The sequence below is a fragment of the Chromohalobacter canadensis genome (assembly GCF_029544075.1).
Classification (GTDB): domain Bacteria; phylum Pseudomonadota; class Gammaproteobacteria; order Pseudomonadales; family Halomonadaceae; genus Chromohalobacter; species Chromohalobacter canadensis_A.
This window is the reverse complement of record NZ_JAJQJH010000014.1, coordinates 59,966-79,945: the sequence shown is the minus strand read 5'-3', so window position 1 is coordinate 79,945 and position 19,980 is coordinate 59,966. Positions and strand designations below refer to the sequence as shown.

13 protein-coding genes and 1 tRNA gene are annotated in these 19,980 nt (G+C 63.1%); 11 read left to right on the top strand and 3 right to left on the bottom strand.

Annotated elements, in window-relative coordinates; translation table 11 throughout:
* Positions 1–456 precede the first annotated feature (456 nt).
* Positions 457–1,422 (top strand): zinc-binding metallopeptidase family protein, encoded by a 966-nt coding sequence (locus tag LUN51_RS14765; RefSeq protein ID WP_277811832.1) that lies wholly within the window; start codon positions 457–459, stop codon positions 1,420–1,422.
* Positions 1,423–1,712: 290 nt separating this feature from the next.
* Here LUN51_RS14765 and LUN51_RS14760 read toward each other — a convergent pair whose 3' ends face one another.
* From LUN51_RS14760 to LUN51_RS14750, 3 genes are all read right to left on the bottom strand, one after another.
* Positions 1,713–3,455 (bottom strand): sodium:solute symporter family protein, encoded by a 1,743-nt coding sequence (locus LUN51_RS14760; protein ID WP_277811831.1) that lies wholly within the window; start codon positions 3,453–3,455, stop codon positions 1,713–1,715.
* A 393-nt stretch (positions 3,456–3,848) separates the two neighbouring features.
* On the bottom strand, positions 3,849–5,561 hold the full coding sequence (locus LUN51_RS14755; protein ID WP_277811830.1) for a sensor domain-containing diguanylate cyclase: 1,713 nt from the start codon (positions 5,559–5,561) through the stop codon (positions 3,849–3,851).
* Positions 5,562–5,863: 302 nt separating this feature from the next.
* Positions 5,864–5,940 (bottom strand) — tRNA-Ile (locus LUN51_RS14750).
* Between the two features lie 93 nt (positions 5,941–6,033).
* Here LUN51_RS14750 and LUN51_RS14745 point away from each other — a divergent pair.
* From LUN51_RS14745 to fhuB, 10 genes are all read left to right on the top strand, one after another.
* A complete protein-coding gene (locus LUN51_RS14745; RefSeq protein ID WP_277811829.1) occupies positions 6,034–6,642 on the top strand; it encodes a hypothetical protein in 609 nt (202 codons plus the stop codon).
* 3 nt (positions 6,643–6,645) lie between these two features.
* Positions 6,646–7,398 carry a 4'-phosphopantetheinyl transferase family protein gene (locus LUN51_RS14740; protein ID WP_277811828.1) on the top strand — a complete coding sequence of 251 codons (753 nt, stop codon included), beginning with the start codon at positions 6,646–6,648 and terminating at the stop codon, positions 7,396–7,398.
* A 138-nt stretch (positions 7,399–7,536) separates the two neighbouring features.
* On the top strand, positions 7,537–9,633 hold the full coding sequence (locus LUN51_RS14735; RefSeq protein WP_035410891.1) for a TonB-dependent receptor: 2,097 nt from the start codon (positions 7,537–7,539) through the stop codon (positions 9,631–9,633).
* A 332-nt stretch (positions 9,634–9,965) separates the two neighbouring features.
* The gene (locus LUN51_RS14730) at positions 9,966–11,558 is read left to right on the top strand and encodes a pyridoxal phosphate-dependent decarboxylase family protein (protein WP_277811827.1); all 1,593 of its coding nucleotides are present in this window, start codon (positions 9,966–9,968) and stop codon (positions 11,556–11,558) included.
* 28 nt (positions 11,559–11,586) lie between these two features.
* Positions 11,587–12,966, top strand: a complete 1,380-nt coding sequence (locus LUN51_RS14725) for a lysine N(6)-hydroxylase/L-ornithine N(5)-oxygenase family protein (protein ID WP_277811826.1) — start codon at positions 11,587–11,589, stop codon at positions 12,964–12,966.
* Positions 12,963–15,491 carry a GNAT family N-acetyltransferase gene (locus LUN51_RS14720; RefSeq protein WP_277811825.1) on the top strand — a complete coding sequence of 843 codons (2,529 nt, stop codon included), beginning with the start codon at positions 12,963–12,965 and terminating at the stop codon, positions 15,489–15,491. Before LUN51_RS14725 ends, LUN51_RS14720 begins: the two co-directional genes overlap by 4 nt.
* 38 nt (positions 15,492–15,529) lie before the next feature.
* Positions 15,530–16,024: an RNA polymerase sigma factor gene (locus LUN51_RS14715; RefSeq protein ID WP_277811824.1), complete on the top strand. Its 495-nt coding sequence runs from the start codon at positions 15,530–15,532 to the stop codon at positions 16,022–16,024.
* An 84-nt stretch (positions 16,025–16,108) separates the two neighbouring features.
* Complete coding sequence (locus tag LUN51_RS14710) at positions 16,109–16,876, top strand: ATP-binding cassette domain-containing protein (protein ID WP_246895313.1); 768 nt, start codon at positions 16,109–16,111, stop codon at positions 16,874–16,876.
* A 10-nt stretch (positions 16,877–16,886) separates the two neighbouring features.
* Positions 16,887–17,816 (top strand): ABC transporter substrate-binding protein, encoded by a 930-nt coding sequence (locus LUN51_RS14705; protein WP_277811823.1) that lies wholly within the window; start codon positions 16,887–16,889, stop codon positions 17,814–17,816.
* A complete protein-coding gene (gene fhuB, locus LUN51_RS14700) occupies positions 17,809–19,818 on the top strand; it encodes a Fe(3+)-hydroxamate ABC transporter permease FhuB (RefSeq protein WP_277811822.1) in 2,010 nt (669 codons plus the stop codon). Before LUN51_RS14705 ends, fhuB begins: the two co-directional genes overlap by 8 nt.
* The last annotated feature ends 162 nt before the right edge of the window (positions 19,819–19,980 follow it).

Below are 19,980 nucleotides of genomic sequence, written 5' to 3'. Positions count from 1 at the left end.
GCGGGCGAATCGCTGCGTTACGCGGCGTTCGAAGCAACGAGCAACTTCATGTTTTTAAATATATTTTTCACCCCGCATGCGTTGTGATTCATTATCCTCTTCGATGTATTCAGCATTTTCGTAGTGCGCATGAAATATATATGGTTCAGCCATATCTATAGTCATGAAAGCGTGCGATTATAGTCATACCGAAGAGCACAGGACGCTCTCCGTAGGAAGACCGAACACGGATAGCTCAAGTATGCCAAGGATGCACGAGCAGGACGCTCGTGGAAGCAAGTAAGGATACGCAGCAGTAGAAATCCCGGCCCCAGGACTTTCTGGGAGTCCGGGTTTTTCTTTGCATTCCATTCGTTTTGCTCGGGAATTGATAGAAGGTTTGGCGCTCGCTTTAACAAAGAGAAGCTATTCTTAATTTCTATAGTTCTTGCGGTCCCTGTCACGGAGACCTTTATCATGCGCGTTTTTTCCAATCCCGTCGGTTCCGGCTCACTATGGTTCGACAATCTCGCCACAGCCGATGGCACTGCCATAGCTTACGACCCGCAGGCACGCACCTTCCTGCCCATGCCACCTTTTTGCGCCAATCGCGAGATCATCGGCTGTAACTGGATCGCCCCGGAACAGGGCGCCTTTTGTCAGTCCTGTGCAATGACCGCGCTTGCCCCGGACCCGCAAATCCCCAATGCTATTCCCAACTGGGCGCAGACCGAGGCCGCCAAGCGCTGGGTGCTCGATAACCTGGGCCGTTGGAACTGGTTCCGGCCGGAAGATCCGGGCGTGCGCCCTCTCTTTCACATGCTCGCTGATGGACTGACGCCCGCGCCTATGGGACATGTCGAGGGCGTGGTGACCATCAGCGTAGCCGAGGCAGACCCAGTTTTGCGTGTCACCCGCCGTCAGGCCTTGGGGGAGCCCTACCGCACCATGATCGGTCATATGCGCCATGAAATCGCGCATATGCTCTGGTGGCGGCTCAGCCTGCGTGCCGATTTTCTCGATGCCTTCCGCGCCACGTTCGGTGACGAGCGCACAGATTACTCCGCCGCGCTCCAGCGACACTACAATGACGGTCCTCCGCCCGATTGGAAGCAGCGCTTCCTGACCACCTACGCATCTACACATCCGCATGAGGACTGGGCCGAGACCACCGCGCACCTGCTACATCTGACCGATATTACTGATAGCTTCGTCGCGACGGGCCTGTCGTCTCCAGAGCTACCGAGCCCGGGTTGGGATCCGTATTCGGAAACCGATGCCGAACGTCTGATCAGTGTGGCTGCCTCCCTCACTGTAGGGGTCAACCACGTCAACCGCTCAATGGGGTTACCGGACCTTTATCCATTCGTGCTATCGGAATCTGCGCGCCGCAAGCTCGCCTTTGTACATGACTGGCTTCGCAGAGGCGCGCAGGGGCGCTGATGGCAATGGCAGAAACATGATTGAATCGCCCCTAGTTTCGTAGATACCTCCAGGCCTGATACTGAAGGCACCAGGAGGAACCATGGGCCCTCAACAATACACCGAAGAACTCAAGCTCGAAGCCGTCAAGCAGGTAACGGTGCGAGGCCAACCCGTGCTGAGGCCAACCCGTGCTGAGGGCGACCGCGTCTGGGTCAACATCCCAAAGACCGGCTATGTGGGCGTGCTGACAAGACCGGCGACGACTAGCGCTGGCGATGAGGCTTTATCACCAGCGCTAAGAGAACCGCTCAGGGCTTCGCCATGTGGGCACTGCCGACTTTCGTGCTGCGTGCGCTCACCAGGCGGAAGCCCACCGCACCGGCGATCACCAGCATGACACCGCATCCCGTCGCCAGCAGGTAGGCGCCGGTCACCGCGCTATCGGCCACGCCGAAACGTCCGGCCAGCGCCGCCAGCGAGCCGGCGTACTGCCACCATAGAAAGGCCCCCACCGCGACGCCGGCCAGCATGGTCGCCCCGGCCACCCGTCGACTGACCGCCGCCCAGCTGCGCTCGTTCTCCACCGGGCTACGGTGCAGAAAGGCGCGGTACTCACTCTCTGCCTGGCTGACGTGGGTCAACCTGGAGACGATCACGATCGCCACCAGCGCCACCAGGGTGCTGAGTATCACCGGGTGGAGATAAACGGGCAGCGAGACCCATTCCGCCTGCACCATCAGCGACAAGATCAGGTTGCCGACGAAGCCGACCCCCAGGCCCCAGCCGGCACCAGCGGCGGTAATCCGACGGCTCCAGATGCTCATCAGCGCCACCGGTCCCCAGGAGGAGGCGAACAGCGTAGCGGCGAACCATACCACTGCCATCACCGCCGGCGGCTGGAAGAGTGCCAGCAGCAGCGCTACCAGCCCGGCCACCAGCACGCCGATGCGGCTGGCCCGCATGGCACTGCGCTGGCTGCGCGAAGACGGCAGGATATCGTGGGCGAGACTGAAGCCGATGATCGACAGAAAGGTCGAGCACGAGGAGAGTCCGGCGGCAAACACGCCAGTGAGGATGATGATGCCGAGCCAGCTCGGCAGCACGTTGAGCGCCGCCCACACCATGGCACGCTCGCCGTCGAGCGTCGGGTCGTAGAGGTTGATCGCCGCGCCGGTCATCATCATCAGCGCGTAGAAGACCGCCAGCACCACGGCGGTGAGCATGGCCGAGCGCATCACCACGTGCTCGTTGCGCGCCATCAGATAGCGGCTCGCCTGCCAGGGGCTGGCCGCCAGCACCGTGGCCCATACCAGCCCCAGCGTCAGCCCCCAGATGAGCGCTTCGCCGGGTGATGAGAAGGTCGCTCCCTCACCCTCGATCACGCCGTGCCACAGCGCGATGCCGGGCTTGTCGGACTGCGCCAGCAGCCCCTCGATAACCCCCGACCAGCCGCCGAGATCGCTGATGATGTAGAGCGAGCCGCCCACCGCGGCGATGGAGAAAATCACGAACATCACGGTGTCGGTGAGCACCACGCCCTGGGAGCCGGAGTAGAGAATGAACCCGGTGTAGGTGAGCCATACCAGTACCAACCCGGCCCAATAGGGCAAGCCGGTGAGCTCCTCGAACATGATGCCGGCCCCCTGCATCACGCCCAGCAAGTAAGCCCCCAGCCCGAATACGGTGGTGAGCCCGGCGATCATCTGCACGCGTTTCGAAGCGAAGCGCTTGCCGAAGAACTCAGGCACCGTCAGCGCCTCGCTGCGGCGCAGGTAACGGCCGAACACCAGCGCCCCGAGCAGACAGCCCGAGGTGCTGATGGCGGCGAAGATCAGCATGACGAAGGGATACCCCTGGTAGGCGAAACCGGTTTCGCCCAGAAAGGCGCTGGTACTCAGGTAGCTGGCGACCAGGGTGCCGAGGATCATCAACGTGGGGGCGTTACGCCCGGCGACCAGGTAGTCGTCGAGATTCTTGACCCGGCGGCCGGCCAGATTGCCGATAATGAAGTAGCCGACGAGGCTCAAGAGGATGGCAGCGGTATAGATCATGGCGAATGACACTTGTTGTTGAAATTTACCGCCATGTTAAGCACTTGCATACGGATCACTGTCTTCGTTGCGACATCCGCCTCGATCGACGCGACGCGCCTTCCTGGCCTCATGGTCAATGACCTGGAATTCGGCCGAGCCATCGATCCCGGGTCACGGCAAGAACCACGCCGGGCATGGCGCGTAACCGCCTCGATGTTGCCTGTACGCGCACCATATACACTGCCTAGCGCTTATCCATGCCAGCCTTCTGCCGATCTTCTTGGATACTACCGCATGACGGGCGGCAGCCACTTCACACAAGGGGCCATGAAGCGTCTCTCATGGCTAGCGTAGCTTCGCGATCGGCCGTTCCGCCCTCAGTGGAAGCCTGAGGCAAGCAATATGGCTCTCCTACGTTTTAATACACACCTGATTGCGCCCACCGTGCTTCGCCTCGTACAGCGCTTCGTCGGCACGTTTGAATACATGGGGATATGTGTCGGTGGGCTGCCACTGAGTGACGCCACTGCTGATCGTTACGAAAAGCGGGGACACTCCCTCGATGGGAATCGGCGTCGATTCGACCTTCGACCTCACGCGTTCCATCACGCTGCGAGCCACCTCCAGTGACGAGTTATTGATCATGACGACGAATTCCTCACCACCCACGCGTGCCGCGAAGTCGCCCTCTCGGGCGCGAAGAACTTCCGTGACGAGCTCCGAGAGCCAGATGATTACCTTGTCGCCAACATCATGGCCATAGGTATCGTTGATGACCTTGAAATGATCGATGTCGATGACGGCGAGGCAAATACCGTGGTACTGAACGTCGGGGCTTTTGACGAGCATGTCGACATATTCGTTGAGGTATGCTCGATTAGGTAACCCCGTCAACTGGTCCTTTCTTGCCAGCGCCGCCATTTCATCGCGCTCTTTTTTGACCTGCGATAAATACTCGAATTGCGTTACTACCTTCTCGACTGCCCCCACGACCAAGCGCACGAGCTCCACTTCGATATCACTGAAGGGTTTCACGCGATGCGAAGCGCTGGAGAAGTTGACGGTCCCCCAGACAATGCCATTGATGCGCACGGGGGCTCCGATGTAGGTTTCCAAGCCAAACGTTTCATAGCAAGGATGGCCTGAAAAGCGTATATCATTGCCTGCATCGATGGTGTGAAACACATCATCATGGTTCAGCGTCAGACGGCAGTATGTATCTCCAAGGGAAAATACCGTACCCGGCTCAATCGCTGCTTCCTTCGATTCGCTCCACATGATGGTGTACTGATCCCCCACCACCTGGCTGACGATCGCGATATCCTGCCCCAGATAATCCAGTGCATCACGCAGCAGATTGCTGATAATCTCTTGTGTATCAATATCCGTTCGGTTGACAGCGTTATGAATGCCCTTTAGAAGATTGATCATCGCGCTGTATTCCGAGACATCATTGATGACGGCATAGAAACCACCGACTTCATCACCAATAAAATAAGGAATATAGCTGACGTTGAAGTGAAGAGACCGGCCATCGGCAAGAGTCAACCTATCTTCATAGTTGACTCGCTCTCCACTCAGAGCTCTCTCAAAACGCGGCACGATCTTCTTGAATGACTCCTCGGTCATGACCGAGGAGACAGGCTTTCGGTACAACTCCTCACGGGTCAGCCCGATGAATTCTTCATAGGCTTTATTGTTGAAAAGAAAGCACCAATTCCTGTCGACATAAGTAATCATCATCGGCAGCGCATCCGCGAGCTGATCGACGATCGCTTCTTCAGCCTCCAGGTGGGTATTCATGCGAGAGACTTTGGCTACGACATTGCCATCTCTGGCTTCATAGTATTTCCAGCGCAACTGGTTCCGCCGATCCAGATAGGCATCGTTTTTCTTGTCGCTGGAGCACGGCGCTTTGACGGACTCTGCGATGAAACTTTTCAGGAAATCCGCTCGCAAAATATCCCGATCGGATAACGCGGCACCAACAAGCTCTTTTCTTGGCACCTTCAAGACATTCTGGATAGCCCCTGCCACATCTTCGATCATGCTGTCTTTCGAGATGAAAAGGTATGCGTCTTCCGAATCCTGCATGACCTGCTTGAACCACGCTTTCTCGGGCATGGGCTGCTCCCTGGCCTTGTCACCATCCTGATACATGCAGCATATCTAGTGCATGGGTATCTGTCATACCCTGACCTTAGTGGGTTCATGAGTAAAAGAAGGGAACCGACTGAGGCGTCAAGACATCCCATGAGAGCGAGGCATCCAGAGGATGGGGAGCATGCATCTTGATTGACTGACTTTTTCGCCGAAACGTTAATTAAAGTTAGACCCCAAGTGACACATGAGTCCACGGACGCATCAACAACTTGGCATACGGCGGTTACAGGGAGGCATTGAAATCGCGGCGAGGCGTCTTGCATTGGTGGGCCCAGCAGGACTTGAACCTGCGACCAAGGGATTATGAGTCCCCTGCTCTAACCAACTGAGCTATAGGCCCTATCGCGACGGGGCAGTATCATAGCGGAAGCCGATAGGCGAGACTAGGGGGGCATCCCCTGGATTGTCGTTCCATCCCAAGGAGGGTTTGGTGATGTATGAGATGAAGCGTATGGGGCGTCGGGCCGCCGGGGTCGTCGCGCTGGGACTGGCGGCATTGCCGTGGGCGGCGCAGGCGGATTGGCAACTGGATCCGGCGCGCTCCCACGTCGAGGCGACGATCACCGAGATCACGTCGTCCGGCGAGTCGGTGGCGCATCGCCATGCATTGAAGCGCATGGACGGTCATATCGCCGAGGATGGCACGCTGCGCCTGCCCGTGCGGCTCAATCAAACCGATGTGCTGGAGCAGCTGGGCGACCTGCCGCCGTGGATGGAGAGTCTGTCGGATACCGAGTTGACCACGGTGGTCACGCAAATGGATCCGAGCGTGCTCGAGAACCTGCCCGTCGGCGAGTCCCGTACCGAGACGCTGATGCTCAGCGTGAAGGATGGCGATGCCTCGCAGCAGGAGCCGCTGAAGGTGCGTTTCACGCGTGAGAGCGAAGGCGAGATACGCGTTCGCAATGCCGAGGCGGTGGCCCTGGATGGCCAGGTCATCATGCAGAACCAGACCGCACGCACGGTGCTCGGCCTGCTCGGCTATCAGCAGATCGACGACGAGGTGCCGGTCGAGCTCGACGCGGTGCTGGTGGACCGCTGACGCATGCAGGAAGCGCTCGACCTCCCCCCCGGCTGTCAGGACTGGCGGCAGACGTGGCCCTGGCCGCATGCGCTGCCTCATGTCGTCTGGCGGGGGGTGACGTTCACGGCGGACGCGATGTGCGAAGCGGCCTTTGCCGAGCACGGCATCGCCCTGCCGACGGGGCTGGGGTCTGCCGTTGCCAAGCGCCGCGCCGAGTTTCTCGCCGGACGCCTGTGCGCGCGCGATGCCCTGCGCGCCGTGACGGGCCATGCCGAGGTGCCGGGAGTCGCCGAGACACGAGCCCCTTGCTGGCCGGCGGGCACGGTCGGAAGCATCACGCACAGTGCCGGTTTCGCCGCCGCCCTGGCGGCGCCGGCTCGCCATTGGCAAGGCCTGGGGCTGGATGCCGAGACGCCCATGCCGGCGGCGCGCGCGACACGCCTCGCGCCGCAGATTCTCACGCCTCGGGAACGCGACTGGCGCGACCGGCTCCCCGCCGAGGCGCAGGCACTGTTCACCACCCTGGCATTTTCCTGCAAGGAAAGCCTGTTCAAGGCACTTTTTCCGCTCGTGCAGCGGCGCTTTTACTTCCAGGATGCCGAACTCGCGGACTGGCAGCCCGAGGAAGGCCGCGTCACGCTTCGTCTTCTCACCACGCTTGCCCCCGACTGGCCTGCCGACACACCGTGCCATGGCCAGTACGTGGCGGACCCACGGCGGCTCTTGAGCGTAATCGCGTTACCCCAGGCGCACGAGCCCCCCGCGCATTCTTGAACGAACCTGAGTCTGCCCCCTGTGTGTCTTCCTGCTTGTTGAACGCCCTCTAATAATAATGATTATCGTTGAGTTTTGTTTTCGCATGCGTATGCTGGCACGCGCATACGAATAACACTCAATCTCAAGGGACCCGTCATGAAGAAGACTCTGTCACTCGGCCTGGTCGTCGCCACTGGGGGCGTGGCGCTTGGCGCCTCGGCGCAGGAGACCGGGGAGACGATGGTGGTGGTCGGCGCGCGCACGCCCACGGAAATCAGCCAGATCCCCGGGGCGGTCTGGGTCGTGGATGAAGCACAGATCCAGCAGCAATTGCGTTCGGGGCAGTCCCTGAAGTCGGCCCTGGGGCGGCTGATTCCGGGATTCGACTTCGGCTCGAGCACCAACCGCACCAACTACGCCCAGAACTTCCGGGGCCGCGATGCGCTGGTGATGATCAACGGTGTGTCGCTGAACAACTCGCGCAGTCTGTCGCGTCAGTTCGATTCCATCGACCCTTTCAACATCGCGCGCATCGAGGTGCTCTCCGGCGCGAGCAGCCTCTACGGGGGCGGCGCCACCGGCGGCATCATCAACATCATCACCAAGAAGGGCGAGCAAGGCGGCCCGCATTTCGAAAGCGAGCTGGGCCTGACCAGCGGCTTCAATGCCTCGGACGACCTGTCTCGGCGCGCCGCGCAATCGGTCTCGGGCGGCAACGAGCGCGTTCAGGGGCGACTGGCCGTGGCGGTGCAGGAAAACGGCTCGTTCTACGATGCCGACGGGGACATCATCAAGCCCGACATCGCCCAGACGGGACTCCAGGAAAATCGCTCCGTCGACCTGATGGGCAATATCGAGGCCAAGCTGAGCGACCATGAGCGCCTGGATATCACCGCCCAGTATTACGACTCCGCCTACGTGGGCGACAAGGGGCTCTACTACCCGAATTACGAAAGCGGCGCGGAATATTCGGACAAGATCCAGAACAGCGAGGTCCGCGACGGCTACGACTCGGACGTCGACCCCGAGACCGAGCGGCTGTATCTCAACGCCAACTACCATCACGATGCCCTGCTCGGCCAGCGCTTCTATTTCCAGGCCTACCACCGCGAAGAGTCCTCGGTCTTCAACCCGTTCCCCGGCGGCAGCACCTTCACCGTCTCGGAACAGAACACCGACTTGACCGGCGCCAAGGCGGTCTTCACGGCATCACCGAGCGACCCGCTGAGCGTGACCTACGGGCTCGACGCCTCGCGGGAGGAATTCGATTCCAAGCGCTATACGCTGGCGCCTTCCGAGGGCGGCCTGGAACTCGACCAGACCGACGTGCTCGACCCGTATTATCCATCGTTCCAGGCCGACACCCTGGCCGCGTTCGTGCAGGCGGATTATCAGCTCACCTCGAACCTGCAGCTGTCCGGCGGCGCGCGGGTGGAGCAAACCGATGTCGAGGTCGAGCCTCAGGGCGGCAACGACGGCGGCTCCAACGACTACGACGTCTCGCTGTTCAATCTCAAGGCGCTCTACGACTTCCAGAACGGGCAGCAGACCTGGCTGGCGTATACCCAGGGCTTCGAGATTCCGGACATCGCCAAGGCGTATCGCGACGTCAGCTTCGACATCTCCGACAACCCCGTGGACGGCATCAAGACCCAGCAGCTCGAGGCCGGCTGGCGCCTCACCGGGCGCGATTGGCAATCGCAGATCGCCGCGTATTACAGCTGGTCGGACAAGGCGATCGACTATCTCTATACCAACGATGGCGAACTCGAGATCGGGGTGACCACCATCGACAAGGACGTGAGAACGTACGGCCTGGAAGGCAAGGTCGAGCGCTTCGTCGGCGCCAACTGGCTGTTCGGCTCGGCCTTCAACTGGGTCAAGTCCGAGGAGAAGGTCGGCGGTGAATGGGTCGATACCAGCGTCACCGAAGCCAGCCTGCCCACCGCCACCCTGTATGGCGAATGGTCGGACGTCGATACCCGCGCGCGCCTGCAGGTCAACCGTGCCTTCGGCATCGACGACGCCTCGGGCAACGAGATCGACGGCTTCACCACGGTGGATGCCACCGCCAGCCAGGACACGGCCTACGGCACCTTCAGCCTGGGCGTCGAAAACCTGCTCGACGAGAGCTACGTGACGATCTGGGGACAACGCGCCGCCGTGTTCTATGAAGTCTATGACGCGCAATCCCTGTGGGATCTCCAGGGGCGTGGACGCACCTATACCCTGACCTGGTCGCACGCCTACTAGGCATTCGGCGCCGCTTCCCAAGGCCACGACACCTCAAGACCACGACACCTCAAGACCGCACGCTCACGACGGCCCGCTGCCCTGGCGGGCCGTCTTGCGTGCCGGCCTGCCGCAGCCGAGCGGTCATTCCCCGTTACCTCCCCATGGCACCAACGACCGGATGACAAAACCGGGTGAAAAAAAGTTGTCCGCTCGGTTCAGAAACCGGGGCCGGCATCGTCTTCCTGTAGGCCACACTGATTTACTAACGATTATCATTAACACAAGGAAGAAAGTCGCAACCTCATGATGTCCGTTGCGACCTCTTACGCCACCAGGATATAGGTGATGCCATGAGTCAAAACGCTGCCATTCGGATGGCGCCGCTTTCTTCCCGGCCGCTCGCATCTCGGGCGATGGGCGAAGACGCGAACCATGCCCTGTTCATGCCGCGCAATGCCGATGCCTATCGTCAGGGCATGCAGCGCTGCATCGAACTCGTGCAACGCAAGTTGACCGAGACCGGCCAGCCGTTCTCGGGAATTCTGCCCAGCGAGATGCAGCGACGCTTCGAGGGGCTGGATCTGAACCATCGGCTCGACGACCTCGACGCCGTGCTGGCGGAAGTCGAACGGCTGTATCTCGACGACGCAGTGTATTTTCATCATCCGCGTTATGTCGCGCACCTCAACTGTCCGATCACCTTGGCGTCGATCCTCGCCGAAGCGATCGCCACACCGATCAACACCGCCATCGAGACCTGGGATCAGAGCGCCGGCGGCACCTTCATCGAGCAGGCACTGATCGACTGGACGGTCCGCCGTATCGGCCTGGGCGATGACGCGGACGGTGTCTTCACCAGCGGCGGCACCCAGTCCAACCTGATGGCCCTGTTGATCGCGCGCGATCATCGCTGCGCAGCCCTCGACGGGCATCAGGGCAATCGCGAATACGGCCTGCCCGCCGACGCGGCCAGGTTGCGCATCTTCGCCTCCGAGGCGAGCCACGTCAGTCTGCAAAAGGCCGCCGCGTTGCTGGGGCTGGGACACCGTGCCGTGGTGCCGATTCCCTGCGACGACCGCTACCGCATGGACACCGGGGCGCTGGCACACGCCCTGGCCGAGAGCCGGCAAGCAGGAACGATTCCGATGGCCGTGGTCGCCACGGCCGGCACCACGGATTTCGGCAGCATCGACCCACTGGCGGATATCGCCGCGCTCTGCCGCCGGCATGGGGTGTGGCTGCACGTCGATGCCGCGTACGGCGGCGGCCTGCTGACATCGCCACGGCACCGCCACTGGCTGGCCGGTATCGAACAGGCGGACTCGGTCAGCGTCGACTACCACAAGTCTTTCTTTCAGCCGGTCAGTTGCAGCGCCTTCATGGTCGCCGAACGCCAGAGGCTCGGCTATGTCACCCATCACGCCGATTACCTGAACCCTGCCGGCCGGCACGACGACGCACCGCCGGACCTGGTCGACAAGAGCCTGCAGACCACGCGCCGCCTCGACGCCCTGAAGCTGTGGATGACCTTGCGCCTGCTGGGGCCGGATGCCCTGGGCGAGCTGTTCGATCGCGTCATCGCGCTGACCCGTGAGGCGTACCATCTGCTGCGGACCGCGCCGGACATCGAGGTGGTCACGGCACCACAGCTCACCACGCTGGTATTTCGCTACCGACCGCGTGGCCACGACCTGGACGACGCCAGCCTGGATGCGCTCAACGCCCATATCCGACAGGCCCTCTCGCGCCACGGCGAGGCGGTCGTCGCGGCGACGCGTGTCCGGGGGCGCCGATACCTCAAGTTCACGCTGCTCAACCCGGAGACCGGCATCGACGATCTGGCCACGATCGTGGAGCGCCTTCAGGCCCATGGCGCCGACTTCCTGACGCGCGACGATGCCGCGCCGCCCAGGCGGCATGACCTCGCCGCCGCCTTCTCCTGATCCCCGGTCTTCAACGATGAGAGCCATCATGCCAACGCCGATTCACGACTTCATCGCCATCGGACTGGGCCCTTTCAACCTGGGCCTGGCCTGCCTGACGGACCCGCTCGAGGACGTCAACGGCCTTTTTCTGGAGCGCAAGGCCGGCTTCGACTGGCACCCGGGCATGCTGCTGGAAGACGCCACCCTGCAGACGCCCTTCCTGGCCGACCTGGTCACCCTGGCCGACCCCACCAGCCGATTCAGCTTCCTCAACTACCTCAAGCGCCAGGACAAGCTCTACGCCTTCTACATTCGCGAGAACTTCTTCCCGTTGCGACGCGAATACAACCATTACTGCCAATGGGCCATCGATCAGCTCACGTCGATCCGCTTTCATCACGAGGTGCAGCGCATCGACTTCGATGCCGACGACGATTGCTATGTCGTGCACTGCGTGGATACCGCCCGCGATACCGCGACGAGCCATCGGGCCCGCAAGCTGGTACTCGGCACCGGCACGCAGCCCGACCTGCCCGCATGCTGCCGGCCGCACGCCGAGCGGATCACCCACAGCGCCGACTACCTTGCGCACAAGGCCTGGCTCCAGCAGCAGCCGGCGATCACGCTGGTGGGCAGCGGCCAGAGCGCCGCGGAGATCTACAAGGACCTGCTGCAGGACATCGACCGCTACGGTTACACCCTGAACTGGATCACCCGCTCGCCGCGCTTCTTTCCTCTCGAATACGGCAAGCTGACGCTGGAAATGACCTCGCCGGAGTACATCGACTACTTCCACGCCCTGCCGCAGGCCACCCGCGACGACTTGATGTCGCAACAGGCGAACCTCTACAAGGGCATTGATCTGGCGCTGGTCAACGAGATCTACGACCTGCTGTATGCCAAGCGGCTCGGTGGTCCCGTCGACACGCACCTGCTGACCAACGCCGAGCTGCAGGACTGCCACTACGACGCGGCACGCGCCACGTTCGAACTCGGCCTTTACCAGACCGAACAACGACAGCCCTACCGCCATACGACCCCGGCACTGGTGATGGCCACTGGCTATCGCTATCGGGAGCCGGGCTTCCTGTCACCCATCCACGCGCACATTCGCCGCGACGCCGCCGGGCGTTTCGCGGTGGACCGCTTCTACAGCATCGATCACGACCGCTCGCGCCTCTTCGTGCAGAACGCCGAGCGACACACGCACGGCCTGGCGGCGCCGGACCTGGGCATGGCCTGCTATCGCAACGCTTGCATCATCCGCGAGTTGACGGGAATCGAGCATTACCCCATCGAGCGTCGCATCGCCTTCCAGACGTTCGGCACGCCCGACGACGCCGTCTTCCGCCCCGCGCCCCGGCCGGCCCGGCGCCAGCCAACCGCCGACGAGTCCGCCCCGTTGACCTGTGAGGTGCCGAAATGACGACATCCGCCTTTCTCAGCCCGCTGTACGATCCAGGCAATACCTACACCGACGCCATTCCCGGGCTTGGCCGCTTTCATCTGCGCGCCATCCACTGCGATGCGGACAGCGCCCTGATTCATGACTGGGTCAGCCGCGACTACGCTCGCTTCTGGGGCATGCGCGGCGATAGCCGCGAGCAGGTGGCGGCGTTCTATCGAGGGCTGCACGAAAGTCCGCACAGCCAGGGCTATCTGGGCTTTTTCGAAGGCCGCCCCGCCTTTCTGGTCGAGTGCTACCAGCCTCAACACGATCCCATCGGCGCGCATTACGACGTGCGCCCCGGCGATCGGGGCATGCACGTGCTGGTGGCACCACCGGAAACGCGCATCCCCCGCTTCACCTGGGGCGTGCTCAGCAGCGTGATGGCGCTGATGTTCAGCGATCCCGACACAGACCGCGTGGTCGTCGAACCCGATGTCCGCAACGAACGTATCCATCCGCTCAACCGCCGGGTGGGCTTTCGCTACGACCGCCAGGTGCGCCTGCCGGGAAAAACCGCGCATCTGGCGTTCTGCACCCGTGCCCAATTCCACGCCGCCTATCACCAGGCGCTGGCAGCGCTCTCCCGTGAAAGTCTGCCAGTCAGAGAACCACTGCCATCCAGGGAACAGGAGACCACCGCCATGGAGACGCCTCCGGCAATCGACCCGCGCCTCGCCCATCTCGACCCCGAGCGCTGGGCCCGGGCCAATCGTCAGTTGATCCGCAAGGCCATCGCCGAGTTCGCCCACGAACGCCTCGTGGCGCCCCGCCGACTCGACCGGCAAGGCGATTGGGGCGACTACACCTTGCCCATTCCCGGTGCGAACGGCCATTACCGCTTCCGGGCGCGTCGCATGCAGCTCGATCACTGGTGGATCGCCCCCGGCTCCCTCGCGAAGATCGTCGACGACGAGCCCGCCGAGCTGGATGCGCAACGTTTCATCATCGAGTTCAGCGCCGTGCTCGGCCTCGACGACGAGACGCTTCCCGTGTATCTGGAGGAGATCGGCAGCACCTTGTCCGGCAGTGCCTACAAGCAGGCGCATCAGCGACTCACGGCGGCCGAGCTGGCCCATGGCGACTTCCAGACCATCGAAAGCGCCATGACCGAGGGCCACCCGAGCTTCGTCGCCAACAACGGACGCATCGGCTTCGACGCCGACGACTACCATGCCTACGCTCCCGAGGCCGGCGCCGACATCCATCTGGTGTGGCTGGCCGTGCATACGCAGTGTGCCGAATTCAGCAGCGTGAGCGATCTGCCCTACACCGAACTGCTCGAACAGGAGCTGGGCCGCGACACCGTGGCACGCTTCCACCGCCATTTGCAGGCATGGGGACTGGACCCTGGCGCGTACCTGCTCATGCCGCTGCATCCCTGGCAATGGCACAACAAGCTGGCGACCAGCTTTGCCAGCGAGATCGCCAACCGGCGCATCGTGTACCTGGGTACCGGCGACGACCGCTACCGTGCCCAGCAATCGATCCGTACGTTGTTCAACACCTCGCAGCCCCAGCGCCGGTACGTGAAGACGGCGCTCTCGATCCTCAACATGGGCTTCATGCGCGGTCTCTCGCCTTACTACATGCAGGCGACGCCGGCCATCAATGAATGGCTCAAGGCACTGCTCGACGGCGACGCCTTCCTGGCCGACAACGGCTTCACCCTGCTGCGCGAGGAAGCCGCCATCGGGTATCGCAACGCCTATTTCGAGGATGCCGTCGCCCGTGACAGCCCTCACAAGAAGATGCTCGCCTGCCTGTGGCGTGAAAGTCCGCTCAATCATCTGCCACGCGGTCAGCGCCTGATGACCATGGCCGCGCTGCTGCATCGCGACAAGGACGGCCAGGCACTCCTCCCGGCGCTTGTCGAGGCCTCGGGGCTCGCGCCCCACGACTGGCTACGGCGCTATCTCACCGTCTACCTGACGCCGATACTGCATTGCTTCTACGCCCACGACCTGGTCTTCATGCCCCACGGCGAAAACGTGATCCTGCAGCTCGATGCGCACGTGCCGGTACGCGCGATCATGAAGGACATCGCCGAGGAAAGCGCGATCATGGACCCCGACGCCGCGCTTCCTGAAGATGTGAAGCGCCTGGCCGTGGCCGTACCGGAGCACCTCAAGGTGCTGTCGCTGTTCACCGATACCTTCGACTGCTTTTTCCGCTACCTGGCCCCGATCATGGTCGAGCATGGCGAAGCCCGGGGCGATTTCACCGAACCCGATTTCTGGCACTGCGTCGCCGAATGCATTCTCGATTACCAGCGTCGCCATCCCGAATTCGCTGATAAATTCGCGCGTCACGACCTGTTCACGCCGACCTTCGCGCGCTCTTGTCTCAACCGCCTGCAACTGGGTAACAACCGGCAGATGATCGACCTCGCCGCCCCCTCGAAAAACCTGCAGCTGGTCGGCGAACTGAGCAACCCGATCGCCCCCTGGCGACCAAGGACGCATGACACGGACGATGCCCGGCGCCACGCCGAGACGGCATGACGCCATCACGCGACGCTACCCACGGACGGACCCGATATATGGTCGATACACTCGATAGACTGTTCATGGAGCATTCCCGGGAGCTTGTCGGCTATCTGGCCGGCAAGCTGGATACGCCGGAGCTAGCGGCCGACCTCTGCCAGGAGGTGTATCTGCGCCTGCAGCGCGCGACACTCACTCAACCGCTCGCCAATCCTCGCGCCTACCTGTTCCGCATTGCCCGCAACCTGCTGATCGATCATCAGCGCCAGGCCAGGGCCCGGCCCGAGACGATCCCCCTAGAAGACACCACGACCGGACTCGCCTGCGCACGGCATTGCCCCGAGGCCGATGTCTGCCAAGCTCAGCGCCTAGCATGCGTACGCACCTGCCTACGACGACAGCCTCGTCACGTGTGTCAGGCGTTGCTATGGCATCGCCTCGAGGGACTGCCCCAACGCGAGATCGCGGCCCGCCTCGGGGTCTCGGAACGCATGGCCGGACGTTACATCGAGCAAGCGCTGCGCGCCTGTCGCCAAGCCATTGACGCCTGACATGACGGGGCAAGGAGTTTTGATAACCGTTCTTATTTGAATTACGATTGCGCCCTATGCTTTCTCCCGCTTGGGGTCCACCTGATGTTCAACGTCGACGCTGCCAGCTTCGAGGTCAACGGCCAGTGCCTATTGCAGCCCACCGACCTCACCTTCGAGGAAGGCAAGGTGTATGGGCTGATTGGCCACAATGGCTCGGGCAAGTCGACCCTGCTCAAGCTTCTCGCGCAGCAGCAAGCCCCGAGCCGAGGCGAGATCCGCCTCGACAAGCGCCCACTCGCCGATTGGGGCACGCGCGAGTTCGCTCGCCATGTGGCGTATCTGCCCCAACACCTGCCCAGCGCCGATAACCTTACCGGCCGCGAGCTGGTGGGCTTCGGACGCTATCCCTGGCATGGCCTTCTGGGGCGTCTCAACGGCAAGGACAAGACGCAGATCGATCGCGCCATCGCGCTGACCCATACCGAAGCCTTCGCCGACCGCCTGGTCGACACGCTCTCCGGCGGCGAGCGCCAGCGTGTGTGGCTCGCCATGCTACTGGCCCAGGAAAGCCGGTTTCTGCTGCTGGACGAACCACTGGCGGCGCTGGACATCGCGCATCAAGTGGAAGTACTGGCCTTGGTGCGATCACTGTGTCGTGAGCTGGGGCTAGGCGTCGTCATCGTCCTTCATGACGTAAACATGGCGGCGCGTTACTGCGATCATCTAATCGCCCTGCACAGCGGACAAGTGCTTGCCCAAGGCGCGCCCAGCGACTTGATGTGCGATGCCACCCTGGAAGCCATCTACGGCATCCCCATGCGGGTCATGTCCCACCCCGGCGGCGAGCACCCCATCGCCGTGCTGCATTGATGGAGTCGCTGTGACGCCGTTGTCGATGCGCGGAGACACTCTCCGCTTTCACCTCCTTGCCCTGGCGTTGCTGGTGCTTCTCGCCGGGCCGTATACCGCCAGCGCCGCTGATACACCGCGTATCGCCACCGTCGACTGGACCATCGCCGAAACCTTGCTGGCCCTCGGCGTGACGCCCGTGGGCGTGGCACAAACCGACGCCTACCGCGAATGGGTCGGCGCGCCGCCGCTGCCCGACGAGGTGGCCGACATCGGCCTGCGGGCGCAGCCCAACCGGGAATTGCTGGCCCAGTTATCGCCCGACCGCATTCTGATCTCGCCGATGTTCAGCACCTTGCAGCCAAGCCTCGAACGTATCGCACCGACGAGCACGGTGGCGCTGTATACGCCGGGCAGCGACCTGTGGACGCGACTCGAGAAAGCCACCCGTGAAATCGCCGCATTCGTGAATCGCGAGGAGCGCGCGGACACGCTACTCGCCTCGCTGGACGCGCACCTGGCCGAGCTGCGGGACGGGCTTAGCGACGCGACCAAGGCACGGCCACTGCTCGTGGTGCAGTTCATGGATGCCCGCCATGTGCGCGTGTTCGGCGACCATAGCCTCTATAACGCCGTCATGCAGCGCCTAGGGCTGGAAAATGCGTGGCAGCGGGAGACCAATTACTGGGGCTTCTCCATGGTAGGCCTGGAAGCCCTGGCCGGGCTGGACGACGCTCGCCTGGTCGTGGTCGATCCAATGCCCGTGGGCGTCGAGGAACGCCTCGAGACGAGCGCGCTCTGGCAACACCTGCCGTCCATGCGTCGCGATGACGTTCTCACGCTGCCACCGGTATGGAGCTTTGGTGGCGCCCCTTCAGCACGGCGCTTCGCCGACAACCTGACCCAGGCCCTGCATGAGGCGCCTCGCACCGCTGCCCACCGCGAGGCACCCGATGCGTGACTGGATCTCTCGCTCCTTGCCGTTTCCTCATGTCGTGATGACCCCGGCGCGCCTATGCGTGCTGCTGGCCCTGGCCTGCCTGGCCTTGAGTGGCTACTCGCTGGCCACGCAGTTGCCGGCCGCGCAGTGGGCGCAAGCCTTGTTCGTGCCCGACGAACGCAATATCGACCAGGTACTCACGCACTACAGCTGGCTGCCGCGCTGGACGATCTCTCTGCTGGCGGGCGGTGCCCTGGGCATCGCGGGGGTGCTGATGCAGCAGGTGCTGCGCAACCCCCTGGCCGCCCCCACGACCCTGGGCGTCGCCACCGGTGCACAGCTCGCCCTGCTGCTCGCCACCCTGTTCGCACCGGGACTGCTCGTTCTCGGCCGCGAGTGGGTGGCCGTGGCGGGTGGCGGTCTGGCCATGGGGTTGGTGTTCGCGCTGGCCTGGCGACGCGGCCTGGCGCCCATGGTGGTGGTGCTCGCGGGGCTGGTGGTCAACCTTTACCTGGGCGCGGTCAGCACCACGCTGATCCTCTTCCATCAGGAAGAGCTGCGCGGCCTGATGGTCTGGGGCGCGGGCTCGCTCTCGCAGAACAGCTGGGACGGCGTGCTCTACCTGCTCCCGCGATTGCTCATCGCGCTTGCCCTGGCCGCGCTCATGCTGCGCCCGCTGGCGATTCTCGAGCTCGACGACGTCAATGCCCGCAGCCTCGGGGTCTCGCTCAGGCATCTGCGCTTGCTGAGCCTCGGGCTGGCGGTCTTCATCACCGCCTGTGTCGTCAGCGTGGTGGGCATCATCGGCTTCATTGGCCTGGCGGCACCGGCCATCGTCCGCCTGCTGGGGGCGCGCACGCTGCCCCAGCGCTTGCTGTGGGCGCCGCTGCTCGGCGCCTTGCTGCTGACCACCACCGACCAACTCCTGCAGCATGTTTCCGGCGCACTGCCGACGATGATTCCCACCGGCGCGACCACCGCCGCCCTCGGCGCCCCGCTGCTGCTCTGGCTGATTCCGCGCCTCAAGCTCGGCGGCGATCGCCCCCAGACCGCCCCCATGCTGGCGGCGCCACGTCGTCGGCATCCGATGCGCCTGCAGCTGGCACTGGGGCTGGCATTGCTGGTCGCGCTCGCGGCATCCCTGCTGCTCGGCCAGGACGGCCAAGGCTGGGCCCTGCCCTCGTGGTCGGTGTGGCAAGCCACCCATGAATGGCGCTTGCCGCGTACCCTGGCGGCGGCGGGTGCCGGGACGTTACTCGCCCTGGCCGGCACGCTGATCCAGCGCGTCACCGGCAATCCCATGGCCAGTCCGGAAGTCGTCGGGATCAGTGGCGGCACCGCCATCGGCCTGATCGGCGTGGTCATGTTCGTGCCCGGTGTGGGCCTGCCGATGCTACTGATCGCCGGCACCCTGAGCGCCTTGGCGACGCTCGGGGTGCTGCTGCTGATCAACCGCCGCAGCGGCTTTCAACCGGAGCGCGTGCTGCTGACGGGGATCGCCATCACCGCTCTGTTCGATCCCCTGCGCAGCATCGTGCTGGCCAACGGTGACCCGCGCACGCAGCAACTGCTCGCCTGGATGTCCGGCTCGACCTATTACGTCGACACCGTGCTGGCCGTCGCCGTGGCGGCAAGCGCCGTGATCTTGACGCTGGCGATGCAGTCCCTGTCGCGCTGGCTGGATCTGTTGCCGATGGGCAACTCCAGCGCCCGCGCGCTGGGCGTCAATGTCGACCGGGCGCGTCTCGCGCTGCTGGGCGTCGTCGCCTTGCTCACCGCCGCCGCCACGCTGGTGGTCGGACCGCTATCCTTCGTGGGGTTGCTCGCACCGCACATGGCACGCCTGCTGGGCGCGTCGCGGGCACGCGCTCACCTGCTCGCCGCCGCCCTGCTGGGGGCGCTCTTGATGGTGCTGGCCGACTGGCTGGGACGCCAGTGGCTGTTCCCCCAGGAAATTCCCGCCGGCTTGATGTCTTCCCTGCTCGGCGGCGCCTACTTCATGTGGACGCTGCGGCGACTGTAGCGCTGTGGGCAGGCAGAAGACGGAAGACGGAAGACGGAAGACGGAAGACGGAAGACGGAAGACGGAAGACGGAAGACGGAAGACGGAAGACAATAGTACCGGCACATGAAGTATGACGATCAATAAAAAATGGCCCGGGGGATCCCGGGCCATTTTTTTACA

Excerpts from the sequence above, each read along its gene's own strand:
- LUN51_RS14765 (WP_277811832.1), top strand. The coding sequence starts at position 457 with ATGCGCGTTTTTTCCAATCCCGTCGGTTCCGGCTCACTATGGTTCGAC.
- LUN51_RS14760 (WP_277811831.1), bottom strand. The coding sequence starts at position 3,455 with ATGATCTATACCGCTGCCATCCTCTTGAGCCTCGTCGGCTACTTCATT.
- LUN51_RS14755 (WP_277811830.1), bottom strand. The coding sequence starts at position 5,561 with ATGCCCGAGAAAGCGTGGTTCAAGCAGGTCATGCAGGATTCGGAAGAC.
- LUN51_RS14745 (WP_277811829.1), top strand. The coding sequence starts at position 6,034 with ATGTATGAGATGAAGCGTATGGGGCGTCGGGCCGCCGGGGTCGTCGCG.
- LUN51_RS14740 (WP_277811828.1), top strand. The coding sequence starts at position 6,646 with ATGCAGGAAGCGCTCGACCTCCCCCCCGGCTGTCAGGACTGGCGGCAG.
- LUN51_RS14735 (WP_035410891.1), top strand. The coding sequence starts at position 7,537 with ATGAAGAAGACTCTGTCACTCGGCCTGGTCGTCGCCACTGGGGGCGTG.
- LUN51_RS14730 (WP_277811827.1), top strand. The coding sequence starts at position 9,966 with ATGAGTCAAAACGCTGCCATTCGGATGGCGCCGCTTTCTTCCCGGCCG.
- LUN51_RS14725 (WP_277811826.1), top strand. The coding sequence starts at position 11,587 with ATGCCAACGCCGATTCACGACTTCATCGCCATCGGACTGGGCCCTTTC.
- LUN51_RS14720 (WP_277811825.1), top strand. The coding sequence starts at position 12,963 with ATGACGACATCCGCCTTTCTCAGCCCGCTGTACGATCCAGGCAATACC.
- LUN51_RS14715 (WP_277811824.1), top strand. The coding sequence starts at position 15,530 with ATGGTCGATACACTCGATAGACTGTTCATGGAGCATTCCCGGGAGCTT.
- LUN51_RS14710 (WP_246895313.1), top strand. The coding sequence starts at position 16,109 with ATGTTCAACGTCGACGCTGCCAGCTTCGAGGTCAACGGCCAGTGCCTA.
- fhuB (WP_277811822.1), top strand. The coding sequence starts at position 17,809 with ATGCGTGACTGGATCTCTCGCTCCTTGCCGTTTCCTCATGTCGTGATG.